The organism is Actinomyces israelii DSM 43320 (genome assembly GCF_000711965.1).
Lineage (GTDB): Bacteria > Actinomycetota > Actinomycetes > Actinomycetales > Actinomycetaceae > Actinomyces > Actinomyces israelii.
In genome coordinates this window covers 204,566-226,922 of the sequence record NZ_JONS01000001.1, presented here as the reverse complement: position 1 = coordinate 226,922, position 22,357 = coordinate 204,566, and the positions used below count along the sequence as shown (strand labels likewise).

The 22,357-nt window shown below is 74.0% G+C and carries 16 protein-coding genes and 1 pseudogene; 7 read left to right on the top strand and 10 right to left on the bottom strand.

Annotated elements, in window-relative coordinates; translation table 11 throughout:
• Positions 1 to 30: 30 nt before the first annotated feature.
• From O145_RS00990 to O145_RS00970, 5 genes are all read right to left on the bottom strand, one after another.
• Positions 31 to 1,986: a GAF domain-containing sensor histidine kinase gene (locus O145_RS00990; RefSeq protein WP_043558368.1), complete on the bottom strand. Its 1,956-nt coding sequence runs from the start codon at positions 1,984 to 1,986 to the stop codon at positions 31 to 33.
• Position 1,987: 1 nt separating this feature from the next.
• The gene (cydC, locus tag O145_RS00985) at positions 1,988 to 3,769 is read right to left on the bottom strand and encodes a thiol reductant ABC exporter subunit CydC (protein ID WP_043558365.1); all 1,782 of its coding nucleotides are present in this window, start codon (positions 3,767 to 3,769) and stop codon (positions 1,988 to 1,990) included.
• Positions 3,766 to 5,523 (bottom strand): thiol reductant ABC exporter subunit CydD, encoded by a 1,758-nt coding sequence (gene cydD, locus O145_RS00980; protein ID WP_229118268.1) that lies wholly within the window; start codon positions 5,521 to 5,523, stop codon positions 3,766 to 3,768. The genes cydC and cydD overlap by 4 nt, the downstream gene beginning before the upstream one ends.
• 224 nt (positions 5,524 to 5,747) lie before the next feature.
• Entirely contained in the window at positions 5,748 to 6,884 is a 1,137-nt protein-coding gene (cydB, locus tag O145_RS00975) for a cytochrome d ubiquinol oxidase subunit II (RefSeq protein ID WP_043558360.1), read from the bottom strand.
• 22 nt (positions 6,885 to 6,906) lie between these two features.
• Positions 6,907 to 8,403 carry a cytochrome ubiquinol oxidase subunit I gene (locus tag O145_RS00970; protein WP_043558357.1) on the bottom strand — a complete coding sequence of 499 codons (1,497 nt, stop codon included), beginning with the start codon at positions 8,401 to 8,403 and terminating at the stop codon, positions 6,907 to 6,909.
• Between the two features lie 447 nt (positions 8,404 to 8,850).
• Between O145_RS00970 and O145_RS00965 the strand changes: the two genes are divergently transcribed.
• The 5 genes from O145_RS00965 to proB all read left to right on the top strand — a co-directional run bounded on the left by O145_RS00965 (position 8,851) and on the right by proB (position 15,168).
• A complete protein-coding gene (locus tag O145_RS00965; RefSeq protein WP_229118267.1) occupies positions 8,851 to 11,490 on the top strand; it encodes an Rne/Rng family ribonuclease in 2,640 nt (879 codons plus the stop codon).
• Between the two features lie 196 nt (positions 11,491 to 11,686).
• The gene (rplU, locus tag O145_RS00960; protein WP_043558352.1) at positions 11,687 to 12,007 is read left to right on the top strand and encodes a 50S ribosomal protein L21; all 321 of its coding nucleotides are present in this window, start codon (positions 11,687 to 11,689) and stop codon (positions 12,005 to 12,007) included.
• A 65-nt stretch (positions 12,008 to 12,072) separates the two neighbouring features.
• Complete coding sequence (rpmA, locus tag O145_RS00955; protein WP_043558350.1) at positions 12,073 to 12,330, top strand: 50S ribosomal protein L27; 258 nt, start codon at positions 12,073 to 12,075, stop codon at positions 12,328 to 12,330.
• A gap of 106 nt (positions 12,331 to 12,436) precedes the next feature.
• Positions 12,437 to 14,026 (top strand): GTPase ObgE, encoded by a 1,590-nt coding sequence (gene obgE, locus O145_RS00950; RefSeq protein ID WP_043558347.1) that lies wholly within the window; start codon positions 12,437 to 12,439, stop codon positions 14,024 to 14,026.
• Positions 14,023 to 15,168: a glutamate 5-kinase gene (gene proB, locus O145_RS00945; protein ID WP_043558344.1), complete on the top strand. Its 1,146-nt coding sequence runs from the start codon at positions 14,023 to 14,025 to the stop codon at positions 15,166 to 15,168. Before obgE ends, proB begins: the two co-directional genes overlap by 4 nt.
• Before the next feature lie 36 nt (positions 15,169 to 15,204).
• Here proB and O145_RS00940 read toward each other — a convergent pair whose 3' ends face one another.
• Entirely contained in the window at positions 15,205 to 15,591 is a 387-nt protein-coding gene (locus O145_RS00940; protein WP_043558342.1) for a hypothetical protein, read from the bottom strand.
• Positions 15,588 to 16,749 (bottom strand): annotated as a pseudogene (locus O145_RS00935) (AAA family ATPase). The gene O145_RS00940 and the pseudogene O145_RS00935 overlap by 4 nt, the downstream one beginning before the upstream one ends.
• 346 nt (positions 16,750 to 17,095) lie before the next feature.
• Here O145_RS00935 and O145_RS00930 point away from each other — a divergent pair.
• The gene (locus O145_RS00930) at positions 17,096 to 18,412 is read left to right on the top strand and encodes a glutamate-5-semialdehyde dehydrogenase (RefSeq protein WP_043558340.1); all 1,317 of its coding nucleotides are present in this window, start codon (positions 17,096 to 17,098) and stop codon (positions 18,410 to 18,412) included.
• 7 nt (positions 18,413 to 18,419) lie between these two features.
• The gene (locus O145_RS16315; RefSeq protein WP_156966558.1) at positions 18,420 to 18,794 is read left to right on the top strand and encodes a hypothetical protein; all 375 of its coding nucleotides are present in this window, start codon (positions 18,420 to 18,422) and stop codon (positions 18,792 to 18,794) included.
• Between the two features lie 31 nt (positions 18,795 to 18,825).
• On the opposite strand, the gene O145_RS00920 is transcribed toward O145_RS16315, so the two are convergent.
• From O145_RS00920 to O145_RS00910, 3 genes are read right to left on the bottom strand one after another with little or no spacing between them, the layout of a single operon-like run.
• Positions 18,826 to 19,491 carry a response regulator transcription factor gene (locus O145_RS00920; protein ID WP_043558337.1) on the bottom strand — a complete coding sequence of 222 codons (666 nt, stop codon included), beginning with the start codon at positions 19,489 to 19,491 and terminating at the stop codon, positions 18,826 to 18,828.
• Positions 19,488 to 20,960 (bottom strand): sensor histidine kinase, encoded by a 1,473-nt coding sequence (locus O145_RS00915; RefSeq protein WP_052374447.1) that lies wholly within the window; start codon positions 20,958 to 20,960, stop codon positions 19,488 to 19,490. Before O145_RS00915 ends, O145_RS00920 begins: the two co-directional genes overlap by 4 nt.
• Positions 20,957 to 22,348, bottom strand: a complete 1,392-nt coding sequence (locus O145_RS00910) for a UDP-glucose dehydrogenase family protein (protein ID WP_084682274.1) — start codon at positions 22,346 to 22,348, stop codon at positions 20,957 to 20,959. Before O145_RS00910 ends, O145_RS00915 begins: the two co-directional genes overlap by 4 nt.
• Between the last annotated feature and the right edge of the window lie 9 nt (positions 22,349 to 22,357).

Below are 22,357 nucleotides of genomic sequence, written 5' to 3'. Positions count from 1 at the left end.
GCGCCGCGGGCCCGCCGCCGGGTGACCGGCTCAGCCGGCCCCCGGCTCCAGCGGCACCCGCCAGGTGAAGCAGGTGCCGCGGCGCTCGCCGTCGGAGCGGGCCCGCGGCCCGATGGCGAAGACGCCGCCGTGGCGGCGGGCGCGCTCGGCCATGTTCGCCGTGCCCGAGCGGCGCGTCACCGAGGGGTCCACCCCCACGCCGTCGTCGCGGCACACCACCTCGACCACCGGCACGCCGCTGAAGGGCTCGGCGTCCCCGGAGGCCGGCCCGCCCCCGGCCAGCAGGCTGGAGCCGCCGGGCAGGACGCCCTCGATCTTGACGTCCACCGTCACCGAGGACGCCCTGGCGTGCCGGGCCACGTTCGACAGGCCCTCGCGCACCACCGCCACCATGTCGTCGGCGACGTCCTCCTCGACGGCCGCGTCCACGGCGTCGATGAGCTCGTCCGCCTCCTCGCGGCCCGCCTGCGCCAGCCCGCGCCCGTCGACGGTGAGGATCAAGGAGGGGGCGAAGCCCAGCGAGGTGCGCGCCAGGGACGCCTCGCGCCGCAGCCGCTCGACGACGCCCGCCTCCTCGTCGCGGTCGCGCAGCGAGCGCACGATGGAGCGGATCTGACGCACCGAGTCGTCGACCGCCTCCAGCGAGGACTCCAGCGCCCCGCACACCGCCTCCAGGTCGGCGCAGCCGCCGGGGCCGTCGGCGTCCTTGGCGCGCAGGCGGTCGCGGGCCGCGGAGATCTGCATCCCGGTGGCGAAGAGCTGCTGGATGGCCAGGTCGTGCAGATCGCGTCCAATGCGCGCCCGCTCGTTGAGCAGGGCCGCCATCTCCTCGGCGTGCTGGGCGTCGGCCAGCTCGAAGGCCACGGTCGCCTGGCCCGCCACCAGCTCGGCGATCTCCAGGTCCCGCTCGGTGAAGGGGGCCGCACCCTGGGCGCGCAGCAGCAGCATGACCCCCACCCCGCGGCCGCGGTGGATCATGGGGGCGTACAGGGCCGGCCCGAAGGACGCCAGCTCGGGCACGAGCAGGTCGTGCGCACCCCACGCCTCGGCCAGCGAGCCCACCGTCAGCCCGGTCCGGTGGGCCAGCGTCGTCAGCGCCCTGCCGCCCGGCGGGAAGGCCGCCCCGATCAGGTCGGTGGAGTGAGCGCCGGCGGCGATCTCGCACACCCACGTCCGACCGACGCCGGGAAGGACCAGGGCGGCCGTGTCCGCGTGCGCGACCTCGCGGACACGGCGGGCGATCAGGGTCAGGGCGTCGTCCTCCTCGGCGCCCGACAGCAGCAGCGTCGTCAGCTCCTGGGACACGGCCATCCAGCGCTCGCGGTCCCGGGCCTCGCGGTACAGGCGGGCGTTCTCCACCGCGACGGCGGCGGCCTCGGCCAGCGTGAGGACGATGGCGGCGTCCCCGTCGTCGAATCCGCCGTCCTTGTCGCACAGGTACAGGCGTCCGTAGACCCGCCCGTGCACCCGCAGGGGCGCCGACAGGACCGAGCCCGTCGTCTCCCCCTCGATCTCGCCGGTGAAGGCGGAGGCGTGCGCCAGGTCGTTGTCGATGACGACGCCGTTGTCGGCGGGTCCGGCTCCGTGGGCGCCCGCCAGCATCGAGTCGAGCTCGCCGGGCGAGGCCGTCGCCCGCGCTGTGGCCAGGGCCGGGGCGTCCGCGGCGCCGAGCACGCCGATGGTGCCCCAGGCCGCGCCCGTGATCGAGCAGGCGGAGTCCACCAGGCGCCGCAGCGCGTCGGGCATGTTGAGGGATCCGGTCAGCCGCAGGGCCGCGCGGAAGAGCTCGACGGCGCCGTCGTCCAGCGCGACCCCGCGGGCCGGGCGTCCGCGTGTGGAGGCCAGCCGATCGGTGTGGATCGCGTGGGCCAGGGAACCGATGCCGGCGGGGTCCTCCGGGCTCGGACCGCTGGGCAGCGCCAGGACCAGGTCGTCGTCCGGCATGCCGGGGAAGACGGCCGGTCCGGGCGTAGTCGGTTCGCTCATCTCAGTCGCGCTCCTGCTCAAGGGACCAGCGGTAGGACTCGTCGCGCGCGGTCAGCCGGGCGTGCGTGCCGCGGCGCGCTACGGTGGCCGGGCGGCCCGGCCCGGGGGCGCCCAGGACCAGGACCTCGTCGGCGCCCTCCAGGGCGCTCAGGCGGTGGGTGATCAGCAGGACGCCGCGCACTCCCTCGCCGGCGCCCAGCAGGTCGGCCACGAGCCGGTCGGCCGCGGCCGCGTCCAGGTGCTCGCCGGGCTCGTCGAGCAGCATGAGCGGCGCCGGGGCGGCCAGCGCGCGGGCCAGCAGCAGGCGGCGGCGCTCGCCCCCGGACAGGGTTGTGGCGTTGGGGCTGATCATGGTGTCCAGCCCCTCGGGCAGGCCCGCCAGCCAGTCTCCCAGGCCCGCCTCTCGCAGCAGGGCGCGGGCCCTCTCCGCGGTCAGGGAGCCGTCGGCCACCCGCAGGTTCTCCAGGACGGTGGTGCCGAAGACATGGGCGTCCTCCGCGGTCAGGCTGATCCGGCTCGCCGCGTCCGCCCGCCTCGCCGGCCACAGCGCGGCCCCGTCCAGGCTGAGCTCGCCGTCCCTGGGCTCCAGCAGTCCGGCCAGGGTCAGCAGGAGGGTCGTCTTGCCGATTCCCGACGGCCCGACGACGGCCAGGTGGTCGCCGGGCGCCAGGTCGAGGTCGATGCCCTCGGCCACGACCGGGCCGCCCGGCCAGCCGACGGCCAGGCCCCGGGCCTGCAGGCGGGGGCCGCCGTCGCCGACGGCCGGCAGCGGCGCAGGGGAGGGCGCCTCGATGCGCGGCGCCTCGGCCCGGTCGATGAGGGCGACGACGCGCCTGGCCGCCCCGGCGGAGACGACCAGCTGGACGCTGGCGGGCCCCAGCGCAGAGGTGAGCTCGAAGGCGGCCAGCGGCACCAGGACGACGACCGGGAGCCACACCGGGGCGAGACCGCCGCCGGCCACCGCCGGGACGCCGATCAGGAGGGCGCCCACGACCGCCAGGCCCAGGGCGGCCGTGTCGACGGCGGCCGCCAGGGCCGCAGGGCGGGCGCCGCGGTCGCGGGTCGAGGCCAGGCGCGCCTCCAGGGCGGCGAGCTCGTCCATGAGGCGGGGCAGGCGTCCGGACACGCTCAGCTCGTCGCCGCCCTCCAGCGCGGTCAGGACGGTCGCCGACAGGTCGGTGGCCTGCTCCTGGCGGGCCAGCTCGGCGGTACGGGCCGCCCGGATCGTCACCAGGGGGCCGACGACCCCCGCCAGCAGCAGGCACGCCGCCAGGACGAGCCCGGCTGCGGGGTGGATGAGGACCAGCCCGATGGACGTGACGGCGCCGACGCTCGCCGCCACCGCTATGGGCAGGTAGCCGCGCACGACCAGGTCGCCCACGGCGTCGACGTCGGCGCCCACGCGGGCGAGCACGTCGCCGCGGCGCAGCCCCGCCACGGTGTCGGTCCGCGAGGCCGCCAGGATCTCGTACAGGTGCGTGCGCAGGGCGCTCATGCCGCGCAGCGCCGTGCCGTGGGACAGGAGCCGCTCGCAGTAGCGCAGCACCGAGCGGGAGATGCCGAACAGGCGCACCGCCACGGGCGCCACGCCCAGGGCCACGACGTCGGGCACCTGGGAGGCGCGGGCGATCATCCACGCCGCGACGGCGGACAGCCCGATCGCGCTGCCCAGGCCCAGCGCGCCGGCGGCCACGGAGGCCGCGAAGCGGGCCGGGTCGAGGTCGAGCAGCCCGACGGCGCGCCGCAGCGCCCTGCGCTCCGGCGGGGACAGGAGGACGCTCATCGGGCCGCCCTCTTTCCGGCGCCGGAGGGCTGCGCGGCGGCCGCCCCCGGGGGGGCCTGCGGGTCGTCGGCGGACGCTGGCTGCGAGAAGACCTCGATCACGTCGTCGGCCCTGGCCAGCAGCGCCGCCCGGTGCGCGATCACCACGACGGTGCGCCCCTGGGAGCGCAGCATCTCGACGCCGTCCAGGACGTGCGCCTCACTGGCCGCGTCCAGGTGCGCGGTCGGCTCGTCCAGGACGACGAGCGGGGCGTCCGACATGAGCGCCCGGGTCAGGCTCAGGCGCTGGCGCTGCCCCACCGACAGCCCGACGCCGCCCTGCCCGACCCGCGTGCGCCAGCCGCGGGGGAGGGCGGCGACGACCTCGTCCAGGCCCGTGGCGCGGGCGGCGGCCCCCAGGCGGGGAAGGCGCTCCTCGGGCCGGGCGCCGTCGAGCCCGGCCGCCCGGTCGGGGCCTATCACGTTGGCCAGCACCGTGCCCGGCACGATGACCGGCCGCTGGGGGACCCAGGCGATCTGCGCCCACCATGTGGCCGGATCGATCCGGGACAGGTCGGCGGCGTCGCCGGCGGGGCCGACCACGCGCACGGCGCCGCGGTCGGCGGGCAGCAGGGACAGCAGCACCTGGCAGGTCGTGGTCTTTCCGGCGCCCGAGGGGCCGGCGAGCGCCACCAGGCGCCCGGGCCGGATTCTCGCGGTCAGTCCGGCCGGGGCCCAGGAGCCGCGCGCCGCGACGCCGAGGTCCTCGATCTCGATGACGGCGGAGGACAGGTCGGGCGCCGGGAGCGCGCCTCGCTCGGGCGGGGGCGCACCGAGGACCTCGAAGACGGCGCTGGCGGCGGCGAGCCCGTTGGCCGAGGCGTGGAAGTGGAACCCGACCTGCCGCAGCGGCTGGTAGACCTCGGGGGCGATCATGATGACCAGGAGGGCGGTCGCCAGGTCCATGTGGCCGAACAGCAGCCGGAAGCCCACCTGCACGGCCACGATCGCGACCGACAGCGTCGTGATGAACTCCAGGACCGCCCCGGACAGGAAGGCGACCCTGAGGGTGTGCATGGTGGCCGTGTTGTAGGCCCGGCCCAGCGCCCGCACGCGCCTGGCCGGGCCGGCCTCGCGTCCCAGGGCCTTCAGGGTGGGGAGCCCGGCGAGCAGGTCGAGCACCTGGCCCCCCAGGCGCTCCATGGCCTCCAGACGCTCCTCGGAGTGGTGCTGGGTGAGCCGTCCGATGAGGATCATGAAGGCGGGGATGAGCGGGATGGTGCACGCCACGGCGATGGCCGAGGGCGGGTCCTCCACGAGCATGACCAGGCCGGTCAGGGGCGTGACCGTCGCGGCGAGGAGGAGCTGGGGGAGATAGCGCGTGAAGTACGGCTCGAGGTCGTTCAGGCCCCGGGTGAGCAGGGTGGCGGTCTCGGGGCCGTGCTCGGCCGCCCAGCGCGGGCCCAGCGCCGCGACGTGCTCCAGGACCCGGCGGCGCAGCTCGATGATCGTGCGCGTGGCGGCGCGGTGGGCGAGGGCCTCCTGGGCGTAGGTGATGACCGTGCGCGCCGCCATGACGAGAGCCAGCGCCCCGACCAGGGGCGCCACCGTGCCCGGGGCGGCGCGGGAGGCCACGACGGGGGACACGGACCTGGAGATGAGGACGGCCTGCACGACGACGAGCAGCGCGGTCGTCCCGCCGGCCAGGGCGGTGACGACGATATAGCGCCGGGCGGCGTGCGCGTAGCGCATGAGCCGGGGGTCCAGAGGCTTCACCGCTCCAGGATAGTCGTCCTGGGACTGTGGTCCTGACTCTGTGCGGTCCCTGTTGGCCTGTTGCCCTGTTGGCCTGCCGGCCCGTCGACTCGTTGGCCTGCCACGGCACCGGGCGGGCAGGCCGTCGGGGTCGCGAGGACGGTCCCCCGCGACCCCGACGTGCCGGCGCGTCCGGGCTGGGCCGATGGCCGGCTGTGTCAGTGGCGTCAGTGGCGTCAGCGGCGTCAGTAGCCGATGGCGGCCTCCGGCTGGGCGGAGTCGCGCACCCTGGTCGGGTGCAGGCCTCCCTCGTGGGGGTCGATCGCCTCGGCGCGAATGCGCCTGGAGAAGACCTTGTACCCCCAGATCGTGTAGAAGAGCACGACCGGGACGAAGACGACAGCGGCCACGGTCATAATGAGGAGCGTCGTGTCCGCGCTCGCGGCCTGGGCGATCGTCAGGGAGTAGGCCGCGTCGACCGAGGAGCGCATGACGTCGGGGGCCATGGCCGCGAAGATGAAGACGACGGCGAAGGCGATGCCGGCGAAGTGCAGGGCGAAGGCCCTGCCCTCGCTGCCCCGGCGGGTCAGGGCCAGGGAGCCTATGAGCGCCAGCGCGGCCAGGACGAGCGGGATCCAGGACAGCGCGTTGGGGGAGTGGGCGAGCTGGGCCCACAGCGCCCACACGGCGGTGACGGCGGTGGAGGCGGGGGCGGACCGCCTGGCGAGGGCCAGGGCCCGCTCGGAGAGCTCCCCGGCGGTCTTGAGGGAGACGAAGAGCGCCCCGTGGGTGAGGAACAGCAGGCAGGTGACCGCCCCGCCCAGCAGCGTGAAGGGGGTCAGCAGGCTGAGGAACCCGCCGGTGATCTGGTGGGAGGCGCCGTGGACCAGGGCGTCGGGGGAGACCTGGCCCGCGGGCACGGGAGCGCCCGAGGCGGTGTCGATCACCTCGATCCTCATGCCCTGGACGAGGTTGGCGAAGGCGGCGCCCCACAGGATCGAGGGGATCCAGGCGCTGACCGTGTGCGCCCAGTCCCAGCGGTCCCGCCAGACCTGGTCGTTGATCTTCTCGCGCCACTCGATGGCGCAGATGCGCACGATGAGGCACAGGAGAATGAGGAGCAGGACGAGGTAGGCGCCCGAGAACAGGGTGCCGTACCACTCCGGGAAGGCGGCGAAGGTGGCGCCGCCGGCGGTCAGCAGCCAGACCTCGTTGCCGTCCCAGTGGGGACCGATGGTGCCGAGCATGGCTCGGCGCTCCCTCTCGTCGCGCCCGAGGATCCTCAGCAGCATGCCGACGCCGAAGTCGAATCCCTCCAGGGTCAGGTAGCCGATCCACAGGACGGCGATGAGGACGAACCAGAGAATGGACAGAGGTGTCATGGGTGTGCTTCCTTCTTCCGGCTCAGTACTCGAAGGACAGGACGGGGACCGGGGCCCTGCGGGAGGCGGCCCTGCCGACCAGCTCGACGGACTCCTCGGTCTGGGTGCGCACGCCCTCGCGCACGTAGCGGCGCACCAGCACGAACCAGATGATGCCGAGGGCGGCGTACAGGAGCGTGAACAGGACCATGGAGGCGAGCACCGTCGGGGAGGAGACGACGGTGGACACGCCGTCGCTGGTGAGCATGTAGACCTGGGCGACGGGGTCGGCCAGGTTGGGGGCGACCACCCACGGCTGGCGGCCGATCTCGGTGAAGATCCAGCCGAAGGTGGAGGCGAGGAAGGGCAGCGGCAGGGTCCACAGGGCGATCCTGCCCAGCCGCGGGCTGGTGATGAGGCGGTCCTTGCGGATGAGCCACAGCCCGACGGCGCCGATGAGGAGGGACAGCACGCCGAGCCCGATCATGAGGCGGAAGGACCAGAAGGTCGTGGCGACGTCGGGGGTGTAGTCCACGCCGGCGCCGTAGCGCTGCTCGTACATGGCCTGCGCGTCGTCCAGGCCCATGACCCTGGCGTTCGGGTCATTGGTCGCCATGAAGGAGTAGACGTTGGGCACGGAGGCGATGCGGGTGACGCCGCTGTCGCAGTCGCCGAAGGCGGCCACGGTGAAGCCGGCGCCGGACTCGGTGGAGCACAGGGCCTCGGCGGCGGCCATCTTGGCGGGCTGCTCCTCGGCGACGAGCTGTCCCTGGACGTGCCCGCTGCCGGCGGTGAGCAGGCCCGCGACGACGACGGCGACGGCGCCGAAGCGGGTCAGGCGGCGCCACAGCTCACGGGCCTCGTAGTCCTGTCCGGCACGGGCGGCCTTGACCATCCACCACACGGACACGCCGAAGACGATCGTCCCGGCGACGAGGAAGGACGTGGCGATGACATGGAGGATCGTGGTCCACAGGATGGGGTTGCCCAGGACCTGGAAGAAGCCGCCGACGCCGTCGAGCTCGGCGCGGCCGGTCTCGGGGTTGACGACCGCGCCGACCGGGTGCTGCATCCAGGAGTTGGCGGCCAGGATGAAGAAGGCGGACACGTTCGTGCCCAGGGCGACCATCCACATGCACAGGTTGTGCAGCCTGGGGGACAGGCGGTCCCAGCCGAAGATCCACAGGCCGAGGAAGGTCGACTCCATGAAGAAGGCGAGAAGCGCCTCGAACGCCAGCGGCGCGCCGAAGATGTTGCCGACGTAGCGGGAGTACTCCGACCAGTTCATGCCGAACTGGAACTCCTGGACGATGCCGGTGGCCACGCCCAGGGCGAAGTTGATCAGCAGGATCTTGCCGAAGAACTTCGTGGCGACGCGCCACTGCTCGTTGCCGGTGCGCAGGTAGTTGGTCTCCATGAGCGCCACGAGCGGGGACAGGCCGATCGTGAGCGGGACCAGGATGAAGTGGTAGACGGTCGTGATGCCGAACTGCCATCGAGCCAGGTCGAGGGAGTCCAGCGCCATCGGTGCGTGAACCATCAGCGCCACCTTTCGGGACGGTTGATGAGAGTGATAAGTGAATATTCCGCAGTCGTTGCGGAGTTATAGGCGCAGTGTAGGGCAAGCGGTGACGACTTGTCACGAAAGCGTCGGGTGCGCGGGCGTCCCCGGCACCGCGGATGCCAGAACCCCGGCGTGAGATAGGCCCCGGGCGGCCCGCCCGCTGCTGCGGCGCCCGGTGTGGAATACTGTCGTCGGCTCCGGGTGCCACGTACCGGCACCCGGTTTCCGAACCTCGGTTGAGACCGCCCCGGAGAAGTGCGCCGCACAATGCGCCGCCGCACTCCCGGATCGTGCGAATCCCTCCGCAGGCCGGCGCCGCCAGGCGAGAACACAGGCTTTTCGGCTCCCTCGTTGGGAGCGTGACTTGCGTCCCGGCACCGTGGGTACGGCGGGGGCCGGAATGCCCGGAGAGTGCACACCACCGTGTCCACATCGAACCCATCATCTGATCCCCACCGCGATACCCAGGCGTCCGGAGCGCCCGCCGACGAGACGACCGGCGGAGCCCCGGCCCGTCGTCGCCGCAGGGCGACCGCCGCCGCCACCACTCCCACGCGGGTCCCCGCCGCGGAGCAGCCGGTCCTGGCCGCGCCCGACGGCTCCCGTGGCGACGGCGGTGACGAAGACCCCTCGCGGGCCGTCCGGCCCGAGGACGGCGATGCCGAGGCGACGGAGCCCGCCCAGGAGGACGTCGTCGAGGACGCCCGGACCGACGAGGCCGCTGATGTCGATGCCGACGGCGCGCGGGCGGACGACGCTGAGGGCGCCGCAGATGCCGGGGCCGATGAGGCGCCGCGGGACGGTGCCGTGCAGGCCGGCGGGCCCGGTACGCAGGCGCCCTACCTCCCCGCCGCGTCCCTGCTCTTCCAGGCCCCCGACCCGGCGCGCGCCCGCCGTCGTCGCAGGGCGACCGCCGCCGCCACCGCGCCCGCGCAGGCGCCCGCCGCCGAGCAGCCGGCGGCCGCCCGCGGGCAGGGGCCCGACTCGGGCGCGCAGGCCGACGACGGCACCGCGGCCCCCTCGAGGAGCACCGGGAGGCGCCGCCGCAGGGCCACCGCCGCCCAGGCGGCGCCCGAGCACGTCGAGACGCCCGCCGGCGACTCGGAGGAGGCTCCCGAGCCCGACTCCCGGGAGGGCGCCGACGACGGCTTCCGCTCCGATGAGCGCGACGGCGCGGGGCGGCGCAAGCGCCGGCGCGGAGGCCGCGGTCGCCGGTCGCGCTCCCGCACCGAGGCGCAGCAGGACGACCGGAGCGCCCCGGAGGCGGACTCGGCCGGCTCCCAGGCCTGCGGCGCAGAGGGCTCCGCGGAGGCCGCCGAGGCCGCGGAGGCCGCGGAGGCCGCCGAGGAGGGGGCGCCCCCGGCCCGCCGTCGCCGCCGCCGGTCGCGCTCCCGCACCCGTTCCGACGCCGGTCGGGACCCGCGCGACGAGGTCACCGCCCTGAAGGGCTCCACCCGCCTGGAGGCCAAGCGCCAGCGGCGCCGCGAGGGCCGGGCGGCCGGGCGCCGCCGCCCCATCGTCACCGAGGCGGAGTTCCTGGCCCGCCGCGAGAGCGTGGACCGCCAGATGATCGTGCGCGAGCAGGACGGCCTCAACCAGATCGCCCTGCTCGAGGACGGTCTGCTCGTCGAGCACTACGTCGCCCGCCACACGCAGACCTCCATGGTCGGCAACGTCTACGTGGGCCGGGTCCAGAACGTGCTGCCCTCCATGGAGGCGGCCTTCGTGGACCTGGGCAAGGGCCGCAACGCCGTCCTGTACGCCGGCGAGGTCAACTGGGACGCCGCCGGCATGGAGGGCAGGCCGCGCCGCATCGAGGACGCCCTCTCCAGCGGCGACACGGTCCTGGTGCAGGTCACCAAGGACCCCATCGGGCACAAGGGCGCGCGCCTGACCAGCCAGATCACCCTGGCGGGCCGCTACCTCGTGCTCGTGCCCGGCGGCACCATGACCGGCATCTCCCGCAAGCTCCCCGACACCGAGCGCGCGCGCCTGAAGAAGATCCTCAAGCGCATCGTCCCCGACGACGCCGGCGTCATCGTGCGCACTGCCGCCGAGGGCGCCAGCGAGGAGCAGCTGGAGGCCGACGTCGAGCGGCTCCTCAAGCAGTGGAAGACCATCGACAAGAAGGCCTCCTCCGTCTTCAGGGGCTCTGCCAAGGCCCCCGTCCTGCTCAAGGGAGAGCCGGAGCTGGCCGTGCGCGTCGTGCGCGACGTCTTCAACGAGGACTTCCGGCGCCTGGTGGTGCAGGGGCCCGGCGCCTGGAAGACGATCAGCCGGTACGTGGGCGATCTGAGCCCCGACCTGGCCGACCGCCTCGAGCACTGGGTGGGCCCCGAGGACGTCTTCACCGCCCACCGGATCGACGAGCAGCTCGCCAAGGGCTTCGACCGCAAGGTCTGGCTGCCCAGCGGCGGCACGCTCATTATCGACCGCACCGAGGCCATGACGGTCATCGACGTCAACACCGGCCGCTTCACCGGCGGCGCCGGCGGAACCCTGGAGGAGACGGTCACGCGCAACAACCTCGAGGCGGCCGAGGAGATCGTCCGCCAGCTGCGGCTGCGCGACATCGGCGGCATGGTCGTCATCGACTTCGTGGACATGGTCCTGGAGTCCAACCGCGACCTCGTCCTGCGCCGCCTGGTCGAGTGCCTCGGGCGCGACCGCACCCGCCACCAGGTCACCGAGGTGACCTCCCTGGGCCTGGTGCAGATGACCCGCAAGCGCGTGGGGCAGGGGCTGGTCGAGGCCTTCTCCACCCCGTGCGAGTGCTGCGGCGGGCGCGGCTTCATCGTCCACGACAACCCCGTCGAGAACCAGGCGGCGGACACGTCGGCCTCCGGGCGCAAGGGCTCGGGGTCGGGCCGCCGCGGCCGCAGGAGCCGCGAGGGGTCCGCTTCTGCGCGCTCCGGCGATTCCGCGGAGGCGCAGGCCGAGGCGCCCGAGCACGATAACGCGGCGCGCGCCGCCGTGCGCGGGGCGCTGGCCCAGATCGCCGCCGCCGCGGAGCAGGCCCATGAGCAGGCCGGCGAGCACGCCGGCGCCGAGGAGGCCGGCTGAGGGCCCGCCGTGGCCTCCGACGGCTCTGCGCGGGACTCCGTGCCCAAGAACACAGACATGTGCGGTCGTCGCGAGTTGGTCGGGCAGGGCCGATCGCATAAAGTTGTTCGCCGGTGCGTCATGCGCCCTGCCAAGGAGATCGTCTTCCGGTGATGGAGCACAGGCTCCCCGGGTGCGGTCCGAAGTTCCGACAGAGATGAGCATTCAAGTGGTCTACGCGATCGTCAAGGCCGGCGGCCGTCAGGAGAAGGTCTCCGTCGGCGACGTCGTGGTTGTCGACAGGCTTGCCGGCGAGATCGGCGACGAGATCTCCCTCGCCCCCGTCATGCTGGTGGACGGCGACAAGGTGACCACTGCCGCCGCCGACCTCGCCGCGTCCTCCGTCACCGCCGAGATCGTCGGCGAGAAGAAGGGGCCGAAGATCAATATCCTCAAGTTCAAGAACAAGACGGGGTTCCGCAAGCGTCAGGGGCACCGCGCCAAGCTCACGGAGATCAGGATCACCGCGATCAAGTGACCACTGCCGTGGCGCGCCGCCCCTCCGGGGCCGGCGCGCCGGCCTTAAGAGAAAGAAGCCCCACCATGGCACACAAGAAGGGTCTTGGTTCCTCCCGCAACGGCCGCGACTCGAACGCCCAGCGCCTGGGCGTCAAGCGCTTCGGCGGTCAGCTCGTCAAGGCCGGCGAGATCCTCGTCCGTCAGCGCGGCACCCACTTCCACCCCGGCAAGAACGTGGGCCGCGGCAATGACGACACCCTGTTCGCCAAGGCCGCCGGCCACGTCCAGTTCGGCACCCACCGCGACCGCAGGGTCGTCAACGTCGTGCTTCCCGAGGCCTGAGCCTCCCACCACTCGGTTCCGCGAGGGCGAACGGCTGCTGCCGTCCGCCCTCGCGGCATGTGCCCCGCCCGCCCCCAGCTCGCCCCGCGCCTTTGAGGAGAACCGCATGCCCAGCTTCATCGACCGAGTGATTCTCCACGCCTCGGGCGGCGACGGCGGGCACGGCTGCACATCGATCCACCGCGAGAAGTACAAGCCCCTGGCCGGGCCCGACGGCGGCGACGGCGGGCACGGCGGCGACGTCGTGCTCGTCGTGGACCCGCGGGTCACGACCCTGCTGACCTACCACCGCTCCCCCCACCGGTCCGCGGGCAACGGCACCCCCGGCATGGGCGGCCGGCGGCGCGGGACGGACGGCGGGGACCTGGTGCTGGCCGTCCCCGATGGGACCGTGGTCAAGGACTCCGACGGCCGCCTCATCGCCGACCTCGTCGGGGAGGGCGCCAGCGTCGTCGTGGCCGCGGGCGGCGTCGGGGGGCGCGGCAACTTCTCCCTGGCCTCCTCCAGGCGCAAGGCGCCGGGTTTTCACCTGCTGGGCGAGCCCGGCCAGGCCCGGGACGTCGTTCTGGAGCTCAAGACCATCGCCGACGTCGCCCTCGTCGGCTATCCGAGCGCCGGCAAGTCCTCCCTCATCGCCGCGCTGAGCGCCGCCCGGCCCAAGATCGCCGACTACCCCTTCACGACGCTGGCGCCGAACCTGGGCGTCGTCGAGGCCGGCGAGTCCCGCTACACGATCGCCGACGTCCCCGGCCTCGTCCCGGGAGCCGGCCAGGGCAAGGGCCTCGGCCTGGAGTTCCTGCGCCACATCGAGCGCTGCGCGGTCATCGTCCACGTCCTGGACTGCGCGACGCTCGAGCCCGGCCGCGACCCGCTGTCCGACCTGGACACCATCGAGGGCGAGCTCGCCGTCTACGCGGCCCGCCTGGCCCAGGAGGAGGACGACCGGGCCCTCACCGGTCGCGCGCCGCTCATGGAGCGCCCGCGCGTCGCGGTCCTGAACAAGATCGACGTTCCCGAGGCCGCCGAGCTCGCCGACTTCGTGCGCTCCGACGTCGAGGCCCGCGGCCTGCCGGTCTTCGAGGTCTCCGCCGTTGCGCGCAGGGGCCTGCGCCCCCTGTCCTTCGCGCTGGCCGAGCTCGTGACCCGGGCGCGGTCCGCCGCCCCGGCCTCCGGGGGCGCCGCCGGCGCCGAGGCGCACCGGCCCGTCATCCGCCCGGCGGCCGTCGGACGCCGGGGCCGGGAGCCCCTGGCGACGGTGCGTCTCATCCGTCACCCTCACGAGGGCGATGTCTACCAGGTCCGAGGGGACAGGCCCGAGCGCTGGGTGAGGCAGACCGACTTCGCCAACGACGAGGCCGTCGGCTACCTGGCCGACCGCCTGGCCGCCGGCGGCGTCGAGGACGAGCTGGTGGCCGCCGGCGCGCACGCCGGGGACACCGTCCTCATCGGGCCGGCGGACGGCGGAGTGCTGTTCACCTGGGAGCCGACCATGACGACCGGGGCCGAGCTGCTCGGGGCCAGGGGCACCGATGCGCGTCTGGAGGACCGCCACCGGCGCACCAATGTCGAGCGCCGCACCCAGTACCACGCGCGCATGGATGCCAAGGAGGCCGCCCGCCGGGAGCTGCGCGACGAGGCCGCCGAGGGCATCTGGACCGACGCCGCCGACTACTCCGGCGGCGAGGACGACGCATGAGCCCGGCGGGCTCCCGGCCCACGCGCCTGGCTGACGGGGCGCGCCTCGTGATCAAGGTCGGCTCGTCCTCCCTGACCCGCTCCGACGGCGGCCTCGACCTGAATCGCATCGACATCGTCGCCGGCCTCGTCGCCGCTCTGCGCGGGCGCGGCCACGACGTGGTCCTGGTGTCCTCCGGGGCGGTGGCGGCCGGGCTGGTTCCTCTGGGCATGGCCCGGCGCCCCAGCGAGCTGCGGCTGCTGCAGGCCGCGGCCTCCGTGGGCCAGGGGCGCCTGGTCTCCCGGTGGCAGACCGCGATGAGCGCCTACGGCGTGGTGACCGCCCAGGTGCTGCTCACCGCTCAGGACGTCGCCGTGCGCAGCCACTACCGGACCGTGCGCGCCACCTTCGACGCCCTGCTGTCGATGGGGGCGGTGCCCATCGTCAACGAGAACGACGCGGTGGCGACCGCCGAGTTCCACCTCGGGGACAACGACCGCCTGGCCGCGCTCGCGGCCCACCTGGTCACCGCCGACGCGCTCGTGCTGCTCACCGACGTCGATGGCATGTGGACGGCCAGGCCGGGCACGCCCGGGGCCGGGCCAGTGCGCTACGTCGAGGCTCCCGACGAGCTCGGCGCGGTCGACGTCGCCGGGCGCGGCGGCTCGCTCGGCACGGGCGGGATGCGCACCAAGGTCCAGGCGGCGACGATCGCCTGCGCCTCGGGAACCGCCACGATCATCGCCTCGGCCGACGACGCCCCGCGTCTGCTGGGGGGCCGGGAGGTGCCCGCCGACCTGGGCACCTGGTTCGCGCCCACCGGCCCCCACCGCCCCAGCAGGCGGCTGTGGATGGCGCACGCCTCCATCCCCGAGGGGCGGGTCGTCATCGACGCCGGCGCGCAGCGGGCGATCACCGTCGGCAAGAAGTCCCTCCTCCTGCCGGGGGTGACCGGCGTCAGCGGGGACTTCGAGTCCGGCGCGGTCGTGGAGATCGTGGGCCCCGTGGGAGCCGTGGCCCGGGGCATCTGCCGCTACTGCGCCTCCGAGCTCGAGGAGGTCCTGCAGGCGCGCCGGGAGGGGCGCGCCGACGCCCTCGACCACGTCGCCCCCGTCGTCCACCGCGACGACCTCGCCGAGCTCCCGCGCACCGCGGGCGCATAGGCTCCGGCGGGCGCCTCCGGACGCCCGGCGCGCCGGTCAGCCTCCCGCCGAGACGGTGAGGAGCCGGCGGCGAACTGACTCCAGTCGTGCCACGGTGCGGCGGAGGCTGGGGCTGCGTTCCTGCGCCTTGACCACGTTCCAGCGCTCACGGGCGAACTCATTGAGACAGGACACGTAGAGCGGGCCGGGCGTGCCGTCAGCGCGGACCATGCTGTCGCGCACGTGATGCGAACGAGACGACGCGCATAGACGGAGCAGCTCCCGCTTGGCGTGGGGCAGCTCGTCTGGCGACCCGGGAACCTTCTTGACGAGGCAGGGGCGCGAAAGCGTGAGGTGGACGTGCCTGAGCAGAGCCTGGACCATCCCCGTGTCCGACTCTCCTTCAACGGCAACGGCGACGTAGACACGGAGGTCTTCGGTCATCGGCGGTTCCGTACTGCCCGGACCAGCCCGGTGAGGTCCTCGGGAGCGATCAGGCCGTTGACGACGTCAGATGCGGTCAGTCCCAGAGCGAGATCGTCCATCGCCTCTTGCGAAGAGGACAGGAGAGCCGCGCGTGAGCCGTCGTCCGTGACGCGAAGGACGAGGACCTCACTCGGACTGATGCCCTCGTCGTCGAGGATCTCAGGGGCATGGGTGGACAGGATGACCTGAAGGTCCGAGGAGCGCCGTGCCTGGGCGAGCATCGAGGGCAGGATCCTCACGATTGCGCTGTTGAGCGAGAGCTCGGGCTCCTCCAGCAGCAGGATCCCGGGGCTTGTCGGTGTCTTGATAATGGCCCATAGAAGTCCGATGAGCCTTAGCGTGCCGTCGGAGAAGTCCGCCTCGTTCTGTCTCGATGGCGCTGAGCGCCAGTTCTTGTAGCCCGCGATCAGGTGAGGTCTGCCGGCGGGGTCACTCTCGATGGTCAGGGAGACGAAACCGGGGACAGCCGCGCGCAGAGCCTCCTGCATGCGTCTGAGCCACGCGTCGCGGGTTCGAGGCGCGGTCGCATTCATCTGGACGATGAAGTCGCTTCCGAAGGGATCGTCGTTGGCGACGAGGGCGCGTGAGGGGTCACGGATGATCTGCGGGACGAGGTGGAAGTACTGGACCCGGTCGAAGTAGTCGGCGATGGGGCGGAACCGCTGGTTGGAGGCGATCTGCTCGAGGTGCGTCTGGGTCAGGAGGACCTCGTCCTCGCGATCACGGTCATCGGGGCGTCTGAGCAGCTCCTCTCCGTTCTTCATGACCAGCTCCTCATCGACGACGGGACGGTTTCGCCCTTTCCCCTCACCCTTGACGGAGAGCCTGTACCGCCATGAGTCCTGGCCGTCCTGCAGCCTCACGTCAACGACAAGGCGGCCTTTCGCATTGGTCCGGGAGAACAGGCTGCGGACCTTCCCCAGCCCGCCTCGGCGCTCGATCGCGGAGGCGAGCCCGCCCCCCCCGGCCGACGATGTCCGCCAGAAAACGGAAGACATCGAGAAGGTTGGACTTGCCGGCCGCGTTGGGGCCCACGACGAAGAGGCGCTCCCCGACGTCGAACTCCACATTCTTGAAGTTCCGCCAGTTGCTTGCTGCCAGGTGCGTGATCCTCATGGACGGTGCTCGCCCTTCCTGCTCGATGCTCAGAAGAATCCTACGGCGGATGACAGTGGGTGCAGCGGCGCAGGACCCGCGGGCGCCACTGCGCGCCGCCCAGCTCCACGGGCAGGGGCGAGGGCACTCGACCGCGGGTGGTGGTGGTGTCGACCCACGGCGAGCGATGCGGATGCTCAAGCCATGGGCGGAACGGCCAAGCGCCCTCGCCCGATGAATCCTACCGCGTCTTTCCGCGGCATGGTAGCCGGAACGCAGTCCTTGTCCGAAGCGAGAGCGAAGATCCCGCTCAGGGCGTGCGGCGCACGCCCTCCCACGGCGCGGGCCCGGCACGTATGGTGCTGCCATGAGCGCTACTCCCAGCAGCCCCCGCCGGCAGGACGCGACCGACCTGGTCGCGCGCGCGGCCCGAGCCGCCCGCTGCGCGCAGCGGACCGTGGCCGGGGCCCGCCGCGAGGTCAAGGACGCCGGGCTGCACGCCATGGCCGATCGTCTCGGGGAGGCCGCCACGGGCGTCCTGGCGGCCAACACGGCCGACCTGGAGCGCGCCCGCACAGCGGGCATGCGGGCGGGCCTGATCGACCGTCTGACCCTGACCCCTGAGCGCATCGCCGCCATCGCCGGCTCCCTGCGCGAGATCGCCGCCCTGCCCGACCCGGTCGGCGAGGTCGTCGACGGCCGCACCCTGCCCAACGGCCTGCGGGTGCGCCGCGTGCGGGTCCCCGTGGGCGTGGTCGGCATGATCTACGAGGCGCGGCCCAACGTCACCGTGGACGTCGCCGCCCTGACGCTGAAGTCCGGCAACGCCGTCGTGCTGCGCGGCGGCAGCGCCGCCGAGCGGACCAACGCCGCCATTGTGGGCGTCCTGCGCGACGCCCTGGCCTCCGCCGGCCTGCCCGCGGACCTGGTCGCGACCGTCGACGCCGCCGGCAGGCCGGGGGCCGAGGCGCTCATGCGGGCCCGCGGCCTCATCGACGTGCTCGTCCCGCGCGGCGGGGCCGGGCTCATCAGGGCCGTCGTGGAGCAGTCCGCGGTGCCCGTCATCGAGACCGGCAGCGGCAACTGCCACATCTACGCCGACGCCCGTGCCGACCTCGGGGCCGCCGTGCCGATTATCGTCAACGCCAAGACCCAGCGCGTGGGCGTGTGCAACGCCGCCGAGACGCTCCTGGTGCACCGCGACGTCGCCGACCGCCTCCTGCCGGCCGCGGCGGCGGCGCTGTGGGAGGGGGGCGTCACCCTCCACGTGGACGCGGCCGCCGAGGCCGTGCTGCGCGCCCCGGCCGCGCGGGCCGGCCGCGGGGATCTGCTGGTGCCCGCCACCGAGGAGGACTGGGCCACCGAGTACGGCAGCCCCGACCTGGCCGTGCGCGTCGTGGCGGACCTGGAGGAGGCCGTCGACCACATCGCGCGCTGGTCCACCGGGCACACCGAGGCGATCCTCACCCAGGACGTCACCGCTGTGAACCGCTTCACCGGGGCCGTCGACTCCGCCGTCGTCATGGTCAACGCCTCGACCCGCTTCACCGACGGCGGCCAGCTGGGCCTGGGCGCCGAGCTCGGCATCTCCACCCAGAAGCTCCACGCCCGCGGCCCGATGGGACTGGCGGCCCTGACGACGACGCAGTGGATCGTCGAGGGGGACGGGCATGTGCGCCCGTGAGCGGCTGGTGAGACGCGATCGCGGCCGGGTGATCGCGGCGGCCGTGACGGTGACCGCCGCCGTCGCCCTCGCCGGCCTGGCCGCGCTCGTGCTGCGCGGACCCTCCGAGCCGGCCGGCGAGCCGGGGATCACCATGGCGCCGGCGCCCCCGGACGCGCGGGCCTCCTCGTCCTCGGTCCCGGAGACGATGGCGTCCCCCAGGGCGGCGGCCTCCGGCGCGGCGGACACCCTGGGGACGGCGGACTCCCCGGGGGCGGCGCCGGCCTCCCCCGTCGTCGTCCCGCCCCCGCCTCCCCAGGACCTGTCCCCGGACGAGCCCGACAACGACGCCGACGACCTCGGGAAGGAGCCCGAGGACCGCGGCGACGGCGACGGCGACTGACCCGCCGGCGCGCGGGGCGGCCGACGGGCGCCTACACGAGCCGGTAGCCGACGCCCCTGACCGTCTCCAGCCGGTCCCTGCCGAGCTTGCCCCGCAGGTAGGAGACGTACACGTCGACGACATTGGACCCCGGGTCGAAGTCCAGCCCCCACACCCGGGCCAGCAGCTGCTCGCGGCTGAGGACCTGGCCCGGGTGGCGCATGAAGGTCTCCGCCAGCGAGAACTCCCGCGCCGACAGGTCCACCCAGCGCCCGTCAACACTCACGCGCCGGGTGCGCAGGTCCAGGGCCAGCCCGCCGTGCTCGAGCAGGGTGCGGTCTGCGGCGCTCTCCGCCGTCGGCGGGTGCAGGCGCAGACGGATCCTGGCGACGAGCTCCTCGAAGGAGAAGGGCTTGGGCATATAGTCGTCGGCCCCGTTCTCCAGGCCCGCCACGCGGTCCGACACCGAGGAGCGGGCCGTGAGCATAATGATGGGCGTCCTCACGCCCTGTCCGCGCAGGCGCTCCAGGACCTCGAAGCCGTCGATGTCGGGCAGACCCACGTCCAGCAGGATGAGGTCGACGCCTCCCTGGAGGGCCGTCTCCACGGCCTCGCCGCCTCGCGCCACGACCCGGGGCGTGAAGCCCGCCGCCCTGAGCCCCTTGGTGAGGAAGGAGGCGATGCGGGCCTCATCCTCGACGATCAGCACAGTGCTCATGGGAGTCCTCCTGACTCGTGGTGCGCGTCCTGGTGAGCGTTCCCGGCGCCGGGCTCCCGTATCGGCAGGCGCAGCGTGAACACGGATCCCCGCCCGGGCCGGGAGGCGATGTCGAGCCTCCCGCCGTGGGCGGCGGCGATGTTCTCCACGACGCTCAGCCCCAGGCCCGTCCCCTGCGCCATGGCCGCGGCCTCCGGGAGGCGGGTCAGGCGCCGCCGCACCCTGGCCAGGTCCTCCGGGGCGATGCCGATGCCCTGGTCCTCCACCCGCAGGAGCAGGCTGCCGCCCTCCGTCTGCGAGCCCAGGCGGATCTCGGAGCCCTCAGGGGAGTACTTGACCGCGTTGCCCGCCAGCTCTAGCCACGCCTCGGTGACCCGGGTCGGATCGAGCAGCGCCGTCGCCGCGGCGCTGGACGCCAGGGTCCACTTCCGCGGCCCCAGCGCGCGGGCCTTGTCGAGGACCTGTGTCGTCAGCGCGGCCACGTCGGTGGGCGCGGGGGAGACGAAGTCGCTGCTCGAGCTGCGGGCGACCTCCAGGAGCCCGGCGACCAGCGTCCCCATGCGGTCGAGCTCGTCGATGGTCAGGTCCCTGGTCTGGGCGACGTCGTCGGGGTCGGCGGCGTCGATGAGCTCCAGGTGGCCGCGCACGACCGTGATCGGGGTGCGCAGCTGGTGGCCGACGTCGTCCAGGAGCTCGCGCTGCGCCTCGACGGAGCGCTGGACCCGGTCCAGCATCCGGTTGACGGCGCCGGCCAGGGCGGACAGGTCGTCGCGCCCGCGCACCGGGACGCGGGTGGTCAGGTCGCGCTCGTCAATCGCCTCGGTGGCCCGGCGCAGCTCCTCGATGGGGCGCAGCAGCCGGGCGACGCCGAACCACGACAGCGCCGTGACCAGGGCGACCGTGACGGCGGCGGCGCTCGCGTACAGGCCCATGGTGCGCCGCAGCTCGGCCTCCGCGGCGCCCAGGTCCACCAGGCGCGCCAGGGCGGCCCTGTGGGTCCCGTCGTCGAGCGGCACGACCAGCACCCGGTGGCGTCCCGAGACGGTCTCGACGGTCTCGATGACCGACTCCTCCGAGGCCGACAGCGCGAGCAGCCGCTCCAGGAGCGCAGGATCCGCCTGAGGGGACGGCTCACCACCCTGGGCGGAGACCCACCGCAGGCTGCCGTCGACGATGCCGAGCTCCTCCTCGGAGGGGGGCAGGGAGGAGCGCTCCAGGTGCGCCAGGACGACCTGCGAGGGGCCGGCGAGAGCGTGCCCCGTGGCCGGGTCGACGCCCTTGTCCGCCAGGCGGCGCAGCTCGGTGCGGGTCAGCGCCAGGCGCGTGTCGATCTCGCCGTGGAGGCTGCGCAGGCCCAGGACCCACACCGCCGCCCCGGAGGTGAGCAGCGCGACGGAGGAGACCAGGACGACCGTCCAGATCAGCCGGGTGCGGATCGTGGCTCGGGAGACCGCGGCGACGAGCTTCATCCGACTATTGTGCCCGCGCAGCGCCGGGGCGTCGGCACCCTCCGCTGCTGGGGCGGGCGCGGGCGGCCGATCCCCCGGTAGTCCCACCCGGCCCCCGTCCACCGGGAGGGGACCAGGGCGTTGCGCGCGTCGATGATGACGCGGCGCGCCACCCGCCGGGCCGCCGCCGCGGGATCCAGGCCGGTCAGCTCCTCCCACTCCGTGCCCAGGATGACCAGGTCGGCGCCCTCCAGCGCCACCAGCGCGTCCGGCTGCGCTCGCAGGGCGGGGCGGAGGCCGGACAGGCCGGGCAGGCCCTCGGGGTCGTGGACGGTGACGTCGGCGCCGGCGTCCGCCAGGCGCAGCGCCACATCAAGGGCGGGGGAGTCCCGCAGGTCGTCGCTGGCGGGCTTGAAGGTGATGCCCAGGACCGTCACCGCCCGTCCGGCGGGATCGCCTCCCAGGGCGTCCAGGGCCATCCGCGTCACCAGGTCGCGCTGTCCCCGGTTGATGGCGTCGACCTGCTCCAGGAACGAGGCCAGCTCCGTCACGCCCAGCTCGGCGGCGCGCGCCCCCAGGCCCCGCAGGTCCTTGGGCAGGCAGCCGCCGCCGAAGCCGATTCCCGCCCGCAGGAACTGCCCGCCGATCCGCTCGTCGCGCCCGATCGCGTCCGCCAGCACGGCGACGTCGGCCCCCGCGGCGGCGCACACCGAGGACATCGCGTTGATGAAGCTGATCTTCGTGGCGAGGAAGGAGTTCGCCGCCGTCTTGACCAGCTCGGCGGTCTGGTAGTCCATCTCCAGGCGGGGCACGCCGGCGACGAGGAGCTCGATGTACACCTCGTCCAGCAGGGATCGGGCCCTCGCGGCCTGCGCGGCCCGGGCCGGCAGCCCGTAGACGAGGCGATCGGGCCGCAGGGTGTCGGCCACTGCCGTGCCCTCGCGCAGGAACTCGGGGTTCCACACGACCAGGGCGCGCCCGGCCAGGCGGTCGGCGACCCGGGCCGCGGTTCCCACGGGCACGGTCGACTTGCCGACCACCAGCGGCAGCCCGGCCAGGTGCCGGCGCCGCGGCAGTGCCGCGGCCAGGGCATCGACCGCCTCCCACAGGCAGCTGAGGTCTGTGCCGCGGCCGGACGGGGACTGGGGCGTGCCGACGGCCAGGAAGTGGACCGCGGCGCCGGCGAGCTCTGCGTGGGCGGGATCATCGGTGTACCGCAGCCGCCCCTCCCGCGCGCCCCGGCGCAGCAGCTCCTCCAGGCCGGGCTCGTAGAAGGGCGACTCGCCGCGGGCGAGCGGCGCCAGCCGCGCAGGGTCGGTCTCGACGCCGAGGACGTGGTGGCCGAGCTCGGCCATGGCCGCGGCGTGGACGGCCCCAAGATATCCGCAGCCGATCACTGTCAGTCTCATCGTGGCCTC

What these genes read in the sequence shown, in the direction of transcription:
- O145_RS00990 (WP_043558368.1), bottom strand. Translation starts at nt 1,986, where the DNA reads ATGAGCGAACCGACTACGCCCGGACCGGCCGTCTTCCCCGGCATGCCG.
- cydC (WP_043558365.1), bottom strand. Translation starts at nt 3,769, where the DNA reads ATGAGCGTCCTCCTGTCCCCGCCGGAGCGCAGGGCGCTGCGGCGCGCC.
- cydB (WP_043558360.1), bottom strand. Translation starts at nt 6,884, where the DNA reads ATGACACCTCTGTCCATTCTCTGGTTCGTCCTCATCGCCGTCCTGTGG.
- O145_RS00970 (WP_043558357.1), bottom strand. Translation starts at nt 8,403, where the DNA reads ATGGTTCACGCACCGATGGCGCTGGACTCCCTCGACCTGGCTCGATGG.
- rplU (WP_043558352.1), top strand. Translation starts at nt 11,687, where the DNA reads ATGAGCATTCAAGTGGTCTACGCGATCGTCAAGGCCGGCGGCCGTCAG.
- rpmA (WP_043558350.1), top strand. Translation starts at nt 12,073, where the DNA reads ATGGCACACAAGAAGGGTCTTGGTTCCTCCCGCAACGGCCGCGACTCG.
- obgE (WP_043558347.1), top strand. Translation starts at nt 12,437, where the DNA reads ATGCCCAGCTTCATCGACCGAGTGATTCTCCACGCCTCGGGCGGCGAC.
- proB (WP_043558344.1), top strand. Translation starts at nt 14,023, where the DNA reads ATGAGCCCGGCGGGCTCCCGGCCCACGCGCCTGGCTGACGGGGCGCGC.
- O145_RS00940 (WP_043558342.1), bottom strand. Translation starts at nt 15,591, where the DNA reads ATGACCGAAGACCTCCGTGTCTACGTCGCCGTTGCCGTTGAAGGAGAG.
- O145_RS00930 (WP_043558340.1), top strand. Translation starts at nt 17,096, where the DNA reads ATGAGCGCTACTCCCAGCAGCCCCCGCCGGCAGGACGCGACCGACCTG.
- O145_RS00920 (WP_043558337.1), bottom strand. Translation starts at nt 19,491, where the DNA reads ATGAGCACTGTGCTGATCGTCGAGGATGAGGCCCGCATCGCCTCCTTC.
- O145_RS00915 (WP_052374447.1), bottom strand. Translation starts at nt 20,960, where the DNA reads ATGAAGCTCGTCGCCGCGGTCTCCCGAGCCACGATCCGCACCCGGCTG.
- O145_RS00910 (WP_084682274.1), bottom strand. Translation starts at nt 22,348, where the DNA reads ATGAGACTGACAGTGATCGGCTGCGGATATCTTGGGGCCGTCCACGCC.